The organism is Paenibacillus silvae, assembly GCF_014639235.1.
GTDB lineage: Bacteria > Bacillota > Bacilli > Paenibacillales > Paenibacillaceae > Paenibacillus > Paenibacillus silvae.
Genome location: NZ_BMFU01000001.1, coordinates 992,277 through 1,004,507 on the forward strand (window position 1 = coordinate 992,277; position 12,231 = coordinate 1,004,507).

Annotated in this window: 10 protein-coding genes; 6 read left to right on the forward strand and 4 right to left on the reverse strand. The window is 42.0% G+C overall.

Annotated features, from left to right (window positions below):
• Nucleotides 1-149 precede the first annotated feature (149 nt).
• Nucleotides 150-818 (forward strand): HAD family hydrolase, encoded by a 669-nt coding sequence (locus IEW26_RS04560; RefSeq protein ID WP_188591411.1) that lies wholly within the window; start codon nt 150-152, stop codon nt 816-818.
• 47 nt (nt 819-865) lie between these two features.
• A complete protein-coding gene (locus tag IEW26_RS04565; RefSeq protein WP_188591412.1) occupies nt 866-2,038 on the forward strand; it encodes a mannitol-1-phosphate 5-dehydrogenase in 1,173 nt (390 codons plus the stop codon).
• Between the two features lie 187 nt (nt 2,039-2,225).
• On the opposite strand, the gene IEW26_RS04570 is transcribed toward IEW26_RS04565, so the two are convergent.
• From IEW26_RS04570 to IEW26_RS04580, 3 genes are all read right to left on the reverse strand, one after another.
• The gene (locus tag IEW26_RS04570) at nt 2,226-3,119 is read right to left on the reverse strand and encodes a DUF8580 domain-containing lipoprotein (protein WP_188591413.1); all 894 of its coding nucleotides are present in this window, start codon (nt 3,117-3,119) and stop codon (nt 2,226-2,228) included.
• A gap of 342 nt (nt 3,120-3,461) precedes the next feature.
• The gene (locus tag IEW26_RS04575) at nt 3,462-4,115 is read right to left on the reverse strand and encodes a YkyA family protein (RefSeq protein WP_188591414.1); all 654 of its coding nucleotides are present in this window, start codon (nt 4,113-4,115) and stop codon (nt 3,462-3,464) included.
• Nucleotides 4,116-4,155: 40 nt separating this feature from the next.
• On the reverse strand, nt 4,156-5,061 hold the full coding sequence (locus tag IEW26_RS04580) for a polysaccharide deacetylase family protein (protein WP_229729648.1): 906 nt from the start codon (nt 5,059-5,061) through the stop codon (nt 4,156-4,158).
• Nucleotides 5,062-5,377: 316 nt separating this feature from the next.
• Between IEW26_RS04580 and IEW26_RS04585 the strand changes: the two genes are divergently transcribed.
• The 4 genes from IEW26_RS04585 (at nt 5,378) to IEW26_RS04600 (ending at nt 11,107) form a co-directional block, all read left to right on the forward strand.
• Nucleotides 5,378-6,322, forward strand: a complete 945-nt coding sequence (locus tag IEW26_RS04585; protein WP_188591415.1) for a DMT family transporter — start codon at nt 5,378-5,380, stop codon at nt 6,320-6,322.
• Between the two features lie 157 nt (nt 6,323-6,479).
• Nucleotides 6,480-7,316, forward strand: a complete 837-nt coding sequence (locus IEW26_RS04590) for a sulfurtransferase (protein ID WP_188591416.1) — start codon at nt 6,480-6,482, stop codon at nt 7,314-7,316.
• A gap of 961 nt (nt 7,317-8,277) precedes the next feature.
• Nucleotides 8,278-9,534 carry a hypothetical protein gene (locus IEW26_RS04595; protein WP_188591417.1) on the forward strand — a complete coding sequence of 419 codons (1,257 nt, stop codon included), beginning with the start codon at nt 8,278-8,280 and terminating at the stop codon, nt 9,532-9,534.
• A 1-nt stretch (nt 9,535) separates the two neighbouring features.
• Complete coding sequence (locus IEW26_RS04600; protein ID WP_188591418.1) at nt 9,536-11,107, forward strand: AAA family ATPase; 1,572 nt, start codon at nt 9,536-9,538, stop codon at nt 11,105-11,107.
• 552 nt (nt 11,108-11,659) lie between these two features.
• Here the strand turns inward: IEW26_RS04600 and IEW26_RS04605 are convergent.
• Nucleotides 11,660-12,082, reverse strand: coding sequence for a hypothetical protein (locus tag IEW26_RS04605; protein ID WP_188591419.1), 423 nt, complete (start codon nt 12,080-12,082; stop codon nt 11,660-11,662).
• Nucleotides 12,083-12,231 lie beyond the last annotated feature (149 nt).

The window sequence follows — 12,231 nt, forward strand, 5'->3', positions numbered from 1 at the left end:
CCCAAATTAATTATCATTCATTGAATTCGCGTCAACTAATGTTCCGCGAATTCAATGAATGTTCGGGAATGAAATCGCAGAAAACTTACGAAAATAATGTTTCATTTTCCAAACCCAAAACAAATTCTGAAAACAGGAGGAACAAAAGCATGATCAAAGCGCTGATTTTTGACTTCGATGGAACGATTATTGATACAGAGACGGCATGGTTTGTTGCGTTTCGTGATGCGTATAAAAAACATGGGGTTGACCTTACGCTGGAGATGTATTCTCAATGTATCGGCACCAGTCTCAAAACGTTTAATCCGTACGAGTACCTTATCACAGATCTGAATCTTCCGATTGATCGGGATGCGTTCAGGGAATCCGTTCAGCTGCAGCATGCTGCGCTAATGAATAAAGAGCAGGTTCGCCCGGGGATTCAGGCGTATCTGGAGCAGGCACGCGAAGCCGGACTCAAACTCGCCGTTGCTTCCAGTTCCAGGCGTGATTGGGTGGAGCAGCATCTGGAGCAGCTGAAACTGAAAGATTATTTTGAAGTGATTCGTACAGCCGATGATGTTGCCCATGTGAAACCAGACCCCGAATTGTACAATCAGGCGCTTGATGCGCTCGGAGTCCATGCGGACGAAGCTGTAGCCATAGAGGATTCACCTAACGGTGCACGGGCAGCTGCCGCAGCCGGTATGCACTGCGTAGTCATTACAAATACCATTACAGGAACACTGGAATTCGAAATGCCGCACCAACGGCTATCCTGCCTGACCGACCTCGAATTAAAAGATTTGATCTCGAATCCGCTCGTCACTACCGTCTAAGGTCTGAACGAATTTCGTTATCCAATCTCAAAAGGGGGAGTTCACACATGAAAGCTGTACATTTTGGTGCGGGCAATATAGGCCGCGGATTTATCGGTCATATGTTGTCCGCTTCCGATTATGACGTCTGCTTTGTCGCACGTAACCCGAAGAAAATATCCATGCTTCAACAAAGGCAGGAGTATCCCATTACACTCGCCAACAAGCAGCAGGATACCACCATCGTCAACAACGTAACCGCCATTAACGTAAATGAGCAGCGTCGCGTAGCGGAAGAGATTGCTTCCGCAGATCTGATCACAACGGCGGTAGGTGTGTCAGCCCTTGGCGACATTGCCGAGCCTATTGCCAAAGGCATCTATCTCCGCATGAAAGCAAACAATTACAATCCTCTGCATATTATCGCTTGTGAAAACGCCATTGGCGGCAGCACACGGCTGAAGAAACGCATCTATCCATTCCTGGATGAGCGCACACGGGCCAAGGCCGAACGTTATATTTCATTTCCCAATGCAGCTGTGGACCGGATTGTTCCGGCACAAAACCACGAGGACCCGCTACAGGTTACCGTTGAACCTTTTTATGAATGGGTTGTGCACCGCCCGGCTCTGCTCGACGGTTTCAAAGAAATCCATGGCGTTCATTACGTCGATTCTCTTGAACCCTATATTGAGCGAAAGATGTTTACCGTGAACACGGGTCACTGTGTCGCCGCATATTTGGGTTATCTCGCGGGATTCAGAACGATAAGGCAGGTCATGAGCAATTCCACTCTTCGCGCCAAAGTACGCCATGTAATGGAAGAGACGGGCGCCATGCTGATTCGCAAACACGGTTTTGACACTGAAAAGCACCAGAAATATATAGATACGATACTCGAACGATTCGCCAACCCGAATCTGACCGACCAGGTCACCCGGGTCGCACGCTCCCCGCTTCGCAAGCTCTCGCCTCACGACCGGCTTGTACGCCCGGCGATGCAGGCCAGTGAATTCGGAATTGCTATTCCCCATCTAACCTCTGCGATGGCAGCCGCGATGTTATTTGATGACAAACGTGATGAGGAAGCCATGAAGATGCAGCACATCATTCGTGAAAATGGCCTCTCTTCTTTCATCCACGACCGCATGGGTATTCCCGAAGAACATCCCGTTCATCAGCAAGTGCTCACCCGATATGAAGAACTGCAAAGGAGCAAAATAAACGCTGTTCTCACCTGAATCCGCTGTTCAGAAACTGGATTCAACCCAACAACAACATCAGATGAATCATGACAAAAATGCCGGGAGGAACCCATGTCTTATTTGTTCCTTCCGTTTTTTTGACTTCGATCCGCCAGACAACAAAAAAATAGCGCATCCCTCTCTACTGAAAGGAAATGCGCCGCGTATTTGTTAGTTCTCTAATCTATTCATTCATTATGGAGTTGATTGATGCATAGACCATAGGCACGAAACCTTCGGATGGTTCACCAACAGGTGCATGAATGTGGAAAATGTATCCGTTGCCGTCCAGTTCTTTAACGATGAAATATTGCGTTTTCTTCTCATTCTGAGACATCATGAACAATCTTGCATCTTTCATCGGCCCGTTACTGAGTTGTTCAGCTGTTAACGCCTTGACTTCTCCGTTCTTGGACAACTCTTCCCTCGCATCCATTTTCAAATGATCCAGATTAAAGTCCGCAGGCAACTTCTCAATCTCTACCTTATATGCAGGATCAATCTTCATCGTTAACTCATGGTCTTCTGCATCAAACGACATTGGCTCAAAAATATAAAGAGAATAGCCTTTGGCCTGCGCCAGCGTTACTGTTCGCTTCTCTGTTATTCCTTCGACCGTTACTTCGAGTTCTGACGCTGCGGGTCGATCAGACGTTACAGCTCCTCCTGTACCCGAACCCTGGTTGCCATCATCGGCAGATGCGATCTTGGTAATCTCGGTGAGTACGAGCTGTTTCGTGGAAGCGTCAAGCGTTTTCTCTACATATTTGAATCGAACCGTATCCTCATCATCCATATCGTCCATTGACTTCTGCATATCCTCTCCCACCTGGAAGGACATCGCTTTGTCATTCACACGAATCTCAACCGTATGCGGGTCTGCCCAGCCTGTCAGAATTCCTTCCGCTTCAATGGCATCACTCTCCTGCTGCGGCGGCTCTGTTGCTGGTGACGACTCCTCCGTATTACCCACAGTCGGCTGAAGTGCAGGTGCACTGCTGCCGCAAGCCACAAGCGAGAATCCCATAAGCAGAACCAGCAATGTGGCGCTGACCTTTACCGTATTCCCTTTTCGCATATGAACACCTCCGTTAGCTTATACGCAATGCTGCTTGTCCATGTTGCTGCCCAACTATATAAGCTTAACTAAAGATTTTACACCATACACTCCGATGACAGAATAACCTTCCAATCGCTGTTATCCCCAGATTTTTCTTACTCCCTTTTCCAAAGGGGAAAATCCGGTGATAAAGGCGATCGCTCCGCTTTTTCAGGTTTTTTCTGTCCTCTCCGTTCACGTGTAAATGAATAGTTTAACTTATACAGTATACAGCTTCGTTCTATACTAGTACTTACACGAAAGGCAGGCAGATCAATCACGTAAACACGGTATTGGATAGTGCACATCCCCGTCAGCTCTTTAGCCCGCCTGATCCAGCTTGACCAGTTGTGCATGAGCTGCGTTGAAGGCCTGCGTTTGCAAGTTGAATTGTTTGCGTACTTCGGCCAGCTTGGCGTACTCTTCATTACGCGTGCGAATGGCACGTTTAATTTTGACCAGATTCGGCTTGGCCTTTGCTCTCATCAGTCCGTACAGCTGCTCTTCCGCATCCAGACTGCTCTCGTAGGAGGCAACAAACAGTTCGAACGTCTTGGCTCTGGCCTCATATTGATCCAGTACTTTCCCTGCGTGAGCAAGTGTCTCTTGCTTCTCGATCGTAAGCTCCCCTAGCGAATGACGAAGCTCTTCCGTCTTCTCTGCCGTTTCCTGCATGACCTTGCCAGTCTGCTGCAGCAGTTCTCTGCGTTCCTTGATATGAGCCTCCGCCTGATCCAGCAGCGGTTCGATATTACTGTTTTTACTTTTACCTTTGCTTAAAATAGACTTATATAATTCCATATCCTCTTGTTCATATTTGGTCATGGCTTTCAGACTCTGGTCGATCTGCTGACCGCCCTGAACCAAACGATTGACCTGATTAGCTGCCGGCTCCTGCGGATCTCCACATCCACTGAGCAGAAGCAGCAGCAAAATGCTGACTCCAAATATTATTTTCTGACGCGTAATTCGCATGTATTCTCCCTCTCTTGCATTACTCTTTATATTCGATCAGTTATAAGCGGGTATCTCCGCTGAAATTGACAACCCAGTGTGCATTCGGATCGTAGACCTCGAACTCGTAGCCGCGCTCCTCCAGCAATTTCATAATACGCGGCAATGCCTGTACAGTCTGTTCCCGTTCATGCATCAGAATTACTTCTTTATCTCTGTGCACACTGTTGCTCACCCGGGCTACAATTTTGTCAGGCTGACCCGGCAGGTTCCAGTCCAGCGAGTCTGTCGTCCAGTCCCACATTTTGAAACCGGCGGCTGCGATATCCCCTCTGAAAGCTTCGCCGATCTGCGGGCTGCTTCCATATGGCGCACGGATGAGATGGGGTGTAAAACCGATGATCTTCTCAACCATCTTTTGCTCTTTTTTGAACTCGTTCACAAAGTTTGCCGAGCTTCCGCTCTTATAGAGCTTTGTATAGTTATGTGTCATGCTGTGCAGTCCTGGGTAGCTGCCCTCTTTCACCAGACGTTTCACTGCACCCCGATGCTCATTCAGCTGACGTCCCACCATGAAAAAGGTGGCCTTTGCCTCATGCTGCTTCAAGATGTCGAGCAATTGATCGGTATAGATACTTGGCCCGTCATCAAATGTTATGTACGCCACCTTGCGAACCTGTCCCAGAAACCGCGCAGGCTCCTCTTTTGCCTCAGGTGTAACCTGAATCATGCCCAGCTTGGCGGGCTGCTCAATTACCGCAATGGGGGGCGGGGCTGCTACCGTTTTGATCCAGTGAGTCATACCGATGAACAGATATGTCATACCCGCAACAAACAGGGCTATAAGCATAAGGGCTACACTTAACCTGCCGTATCGAATTTTTCTTCGTCTATGGGTTTGCTTCCGGCTCATGCTGCGAATTGCATTTCCATACTCTCTCGTTGCTTCTTGTTGTTGTACTCTCACGTACTGCCCACTTCCTAACTTTCATTTTTTCCCGATTCATGGAATATTCTCTCGACTAATGTCTCTATATAGAAGATTAATAGAAAATTGGGCCTTGTGAATGACAGAATAGTTACAAGCTCGGTTACAATCTGCTTATCTCTTTTCCATGTTTCTCTAACGACTGCTTATCAGCTGATTTTAACCTTTGTTACAGGCAAAAGCTTCTCCTAATTTTCCAGGCTCCCGGCAGTTTATTTCGAGCTTCCCTGCGGTGATCTTCTCCTGTATAATGAGATGATTTAGGTTATCTATTTTTCAAGAAGGAGCTACACCCATGACAAGTATAAGCCGTGTCGGCAAATCTATCTATTTGTTATTTTTTGTCGGCATTATTGCCATTTCTTTCTCCTCTATTTTTGTACGCTGGTCTGAAGCAGATGTTGCGGTCATTGCCATGTATCGTCTATTTTTAACCAATCTGGTTATGCTTCCTTTCATTTGGCCTCACAGGCATGAGATGATGCGGCTTGATTTCCGTCAGTGGGCTCTGCTGCTTGCTTCCGGTGTCATGCTTGCCCTGCACTTCCTGCTGTGGATGGGATCATTGCGATTAACCAGTGTGGCGAGCTCCACCGTCATTCTTGCACTGGAGCCGATTCTGATTCTGGCAGGCTCGGTCTGGCTGTTCAAAGCCAAAATCAACCGTATGATGCTGATCGGCATGGGTATAGCGCTGTTCGGGTCGATTATCATTGGTGCTGGTGATTTTCAGGTGGCAGGCACTGCACTGAAAGGGGACATTTTATCCTTGCTTGGCACGATGGCAGTAGCTGTGCATATGCTTCTGGGTCAATTTTTGCGGACGGGGCTCAGTGCCTTTTCGTATAATTTCTGGGTGTTCCTTGTTGCTGCCTGTACGTTTGCCGTTTACAATCTGTTCATGGGTCATGCTTTTGGCGGTTATGCTGCTTCGGAATGGGGCATCTTCCTGCTGCTCGCGATCGTACCTACCATCTTCGGCCACTATCTCTTTAACTGGCTGCTGCAGTATATGAATGCAACTACGGTGTCGATGGGTGTTCTTGGAGAGCCTGTATTCTCATCCCTGCTGGCGTGGATGCTGCTCGGTGAGTCACTGAGTACTCTGCAAATGTCGGCGGGTGTCGTTATCCTGTTCGGCGTGTGGATCTTCATTCGTTATGGCAAAACCAAACCGCAGCCTGTTCCGGCTGATGCTCCCATAGCCGCTCCAGGCTCTGTTGAACCCAAGACAGTGTAATGGATGGGTCAGGAAGAGCTGATCCACATGGGAATACGGAATGAAAAAAAGCAAAAGGCCGGAGCCTGCAAACAGCAGACTCTGGTGATGAAACAGTGTGAGCGAAGGAAATCAGTTTCGAAAAAAATCATTACATATAAAGGCGGTGTTTGTTGTTATGAAAAATATTGTATCCATGCGCTGGCTGCTCGCCAGAATGTACGAACCGGACGTTGTTATCGCAGACTGTCGCTTCCTGCTTGGTCAGCCCGATGCCGGACGTGAAGCTTACGAAGCCGGACACATTCCAGGGGCAATCTACCTTGATCTCGAAAAGGATCTGTCCGCTCCCGTAACCGAGCATGGCGGGCGTCACCCGCTTCCTGATCCGGCTGCGCTTGCAAGCCGCCTTGCCAAAGCAGGCATCGGCTCCAACAGCCGCATCATTGCCTATGATGATCAAGGCGGCATGAACGCCTCGCGCTTGTGGTGGCTGCTGCGTTATATGGGTCATGAACAAGTATATGTTATGGACGAGGGCTTCTCCGCTTGGCAGAACGCAAAATTCCCGGTAACAACAGATGTGCCGGTGCAGATTCCATCTTCGTTTGAATGGAACTTACAGCCGCAGATGCTGGCAAGTGTAGAGGACGTACAGCATGCTTCCGCAAGTGGCAGCGCGGTGCTGATTGACTCCCGTGATGCCCGCCGTTATGCGGGGCTCGAGGAACCGATCGATGCCAAGGCCGGACATATTCCGGGGGCCGTGAACTATTTTTGGAAAGACGTGCTTAATGCGGATGGTCGCTGGTCTGGTGTTGAGGCATTGGAGGAGCGGTTCGTGAAGCTGGGGAAAGATGATGCCATTATCGTGTACTGCGGCTCAGGCGTCTCGGCGTGCCCGAACGTGATCGCGCTGGAGGAAGCAGGATTCTCGAATGTGAAGCTGTATTCCGGGAGCTGGAGCGACTGGATCAGTTATGAGGGGAACTCGGTGGCGACGGGGGAAGAATAAAGACTTAAATAGACATACAGGATATGATCTGGAGTACATCGCTCATGTGGGGATGTACTTTTTGCGTTGGGCTGAGAAGGATAGAAGACAACAGGGAGTCAATGTTTGTACGCTGAAAACATTTTATATAGGTCCAGAAGTGCTTGTTATGTCAAATCTACACGATATATTCGATGTATAATCCCCTCTCACATTTCCCTAAACACATATATCCCTGCAAAAGCTGGCTGAAGATCCGAAAATTCAGCTTAGTAGTTGAAAAGATAGTGTTACTGGTGCATATAGTCTTAAAGGAATAGGAAGGTAATCAACAATTGATGCAAGAAGTAAAGTAATCAACAAAATATATAAAAAACGTGGTACTATATTCCTGTATGTGGTAATGTTTTGTTAGATTTTAGGGGAATTCATTTATTGTAGATGAAATAATGATAACCAATAATTTAGAAGACTTAGACAGCAATTAGTTCTTCACAGTCACGAATCGATTCAATTCTATTTTTCTTGTGACGAAATTAGCGATGTGTCTCAGGGGTGTTTGAAATCTTTCTTAAGTAGATGACCAGCATCTAGAGATTAAACATTTTCATTAGCAACGTAATCTTGCTGTTCATGCCAAATTTGAATTGTGCTCATCGTATTCTGCTTGCTTTTACTGGTGAAATTTGAAACAAAGGTGGTACATAGCTTGTTGCAGCTTAGTAGATACCTGACAAAACGATTATGGTAGCCCTACGCATAATGGCTGAATCGAATAAGAAGAAACCGAGATGAGTATCCAATGCAAGGCGACGAAGGAAGAAAATATATAAGTAGTCATGCCCATTACTCATGTGAATAAAATTGTACAATTTACCCAAGGGAAAGAGCAATTCTAACAATATTCCAAATTTTGGGTTTAATTAATAAAAAGTTTTTTACCTCGTAATATACAGATGCCATAATGACTGGAGAAGAAAAAATGAAGAATATAAATAATGAAAAATTTTGGAGAAGATTACTAAATTATATTTCATTTGTTCTGATATTTGCTTTAATAGAATTTGTCATATATCATGTTCTTACTAAAATTGGGATTGAAGAATATTGGTTAGTAATACCAGTGGTATTTTATCTTTTTTCTATGTTGATTAATAATTTTTGGGCCAAATCAAATTTAAATTCTCGATTATTAAGTGCTGTAAGTTTAGGAGCATTAATCGTACTATATTTCTATATCAGTATTGAGAAAATCAATCTTTGGGTTACCAGTAATGCAGAATTGCTATCTTTTCTTATTGTGTTGATTTATTTTATTAATTTGATTCTAGTTAATAAAGCAATAAAAGTTACTGAAGTAGATAGTATGAGTAATGATAATAATAGTTTATTTAATTTGTTTTATATTAATACATCGAAAGTCCATGAAATAGTAATGCTAATTGATAATAAGATTATGAAGACAGTAGAAAAAGAACAAATCTCAGAAGAATTACTCAAATATAACTCATCGCTTAATTTAAATGTCCCTGATACTCTGACAACTGGAATTGGTTATTTGAAGGAAGATAATTCTAAAAAGAAAGTGTATGAGAGTTTTGATGTGAAAAATACGAAGTCTATAATGCTTAGAAAAATATATGAAACAATACAGGCTAATAAGCAACAAAGTAGAAATACGCTAAAAACTGGCGATTTAGTTGTTTTTGAAAACATAGAACTCAGACCAAGGAATATTGATGATACGGTACTTGTATTAAATATTTTAAGGGATAGTAATATCAAGAATTCATCAAATGATAATTTAGAGATAAATCTCAACAAAATGATGGATAAAATGCTTGATGACTTTACTATAGACTATATATTTTCATATAAAACTGATGATGTTGAAGAAGAATTTATCGTTCAATTGCCGTTCAAAAATAACGATAACTTTGAAAATGGTTATCAACATAATGACTTGCAATTAGGCAAACTAAGCTTAATGGGTATATACCGTGGGGAAATTGACTACTCTCAGCGAGAAAGTACATCATCAAAGTTTTTAGATCTAATGTCAAAATCATATCAAAATGAGTTGAAAGAGGGTTCAGACGCAATCATGAAATCTAGTAATGCATCTGGAGAAGCGGTAGAGATAGCATTTGACTTTAGTCATAATAAATTGAGCGAAAAATTAAATTTGATTGATGTAATAGCAATTATACAAGAATTAAACATAGATAGGAAAAATTGAAATGGGAGCATTATTATATATTTATGATAGAAATAAAATAACGGATATGAGAGATGCTCTTTCTGATAGGAGATTTATTAGCATTAGTTATTTGCTTCATATTTGCGACAATATAGACGACTTGATGAATCTTGATTATACTTCTAGGAGTAATCTAGTTATAGATCTCAGTAATCTTATTAAAGAAGGAAATCTGAACAGCATTTATACTGAAAGATATTTACTTACAATACTAAGCGAATTTGAAAACACCATATTTTGCATTAGATCCGAATACTTTAATTCATTAATTGATATATATCCATACCTTTTTGATGATGATAAAATAAGCTTAGAATTCCAAGAAGCAGAACAAATTCAAAATGAAATAATTGGTAAAAGTCTGAAAATTATTTCTTCTTTAAAGTTGTTCGTATATAGAATGAAAAGTACGTTTAGACAATTATCAGATGATAATAAAATAGTATCTTTATTAAATCTGGTTGATGCATTTGATGGAGTATCATTAAAGTATAACCCTGACATCATAAGAGATGCAACGAAGGAAAGTAATGTTGATTTTGTTGATATATCATCAATCATCCCACTCTTTAATGTTAGAAAGGATTTAATTTCTTATTTTGAAGTATTACTTTATCATATTGCAACAAACGAGAAAGTAAGCTTTTCAATTACTGATGAATTCTCTGAGGAGGCTTTACAGTATTTCCCTTTAGTTTTTAACGGGGTAGAATACATCGACAGCGAAACTGTTAACACTAGTACTATCAGTGATAATGATAAAGTAGTTAATATAGAAGAGATTAATTTGATATCTAGACAAATAAACAGAAAATTACAAGGGCATCAAGCATTCAAAGATGATTTTAGTCATAATTTATTAAAATTCACTTTTTTAAGCACATTATCTAAACGAAAGATACTATCGATATTTCTTTGTGGCGATTCTGGAATAGGCAAGACTGAGTTCGCTAAGATTGCATCTACCATAATGTTTCCGAGTGAGCAACTTATAAAAATAAATTTCGGGAATTATTCAACAGAAGGTGTTTTGAATAGCTTGATAGGCTCACCGCTTGGTTATGTAGGGAGTGGAGAAGGTGGCGAATTAATAAATAAAATTAAAACATCAAAATCAAGGATAATTTTGATAGACGAATTTGAAAAGGCAACTCCAAGTGTATTCAATTTTTTTTATGAATTGCTGGAGGATGGGAAATTTACTGATCGACATGGGGTAGAACATGATCTATCTGGATATATTATTGTGTTCACTTCGAATATGTCCCAAACAACATATCGAAATATGATACCAGACCCATTAAAATCAAGGTTTGATATGGTATATAATTTCACTGATTTAGCAGAAGAAGATAAGATGACATATATTATAAGTACAGCAAGTAACTTAGTTGATAGGCTAAAAGAAGAATTTGGCATATTAGTGGATATTAATTCGATTCAGACACCTTTAAATGAGCTTGCTAGATATAAAAATCTTAGAGATATTAAACGTAAGATAGAAGACATAGTATTTGTCACTTTCTTTGATCTATGGAAATTAGATATTTGAGTTGGATATTGCTGTGTCATTAAGGCGCAGCTTTTTGTACGACTGGCACTCGCCTCTTTGCGAATGTTCTCCGCAATGAACAAGTTATGACAAGCAGCGGTTACGCTACATTGAGTAAACACGAACTAAGAGTTTAGAGGATTGTTTTCCACAGGGGCAGTTTTAAATGTATGCTGAAAGCTGGAGCGAATGGATCAGTTATGAGAGGAATGTGGTGGCTACCGAGGAGAAGAACTAATCGTTATCCAGAATCACGGAACTATTTGGATCGTTGAGTCTTCTTTGGCTTACTAAGGAATATATCGCTTTGGTACCTCAAATATCGCCTAAGATGTTCTTGCTGTTCTCCCCTGCTCGTAATACTATTTCATATTCAGCGAAATGTACCAAGATTCCGCGAGCGGACCGAATTGGAGGCGGCTTTTCCAGCTCATTTTCATAACGGGCTGGAGAAGCCAGATATACGAAATTAAAGCTGTACTCCATCAAGTTAGTGATTGAGTCTTCGTACCTTCGCCATTTTGGAGAAATCATTTTAAAGCCAAATTGATTTTATTCGATAAGTCGGCTATTTGGAGATTTCTCCGGAAAAATTAATGCGCTTTCAATGAGATATTTAATTTTTTTTCGTTGTTCTTCAATGACTACGACCTCTTTAGAAAGTTCATTGAAAAAAGAATAATGACTTTTGACTCCCAACATGATTAAGTATGAAGCTCCTTCAGATCGGCTGTTTACATGTCCACTTGTAATTAAATCATCAATAATACTCATGACATCATCTGAAATACGAACAGAAACGACATTTTTTCTAGTTTCTTTATTTAGATCATTTTTTTGAGCTAATAAACGCTGAGCCGCCTCTTCGGTAAGTAATTTCTTTTCTATAAGACCTTCAAGAATCGTTTCATCAATCGGAACTCCCATTTGCATTTTACGTTCAAGCTTTTCTTCCGTGGCTTTTTGAATATCCATTTTTTCACACTCCTTCATATCGACATTACATTATTACACGTAATTTATAAAGTCATTTAGCCGCGTTTCTTCCCCAAAAATCGAGTGAAATTCTTGGCAAGTTGATTCCTGTGATATTTGTTCCTACAGCACGAAAGGAAACATTTTAT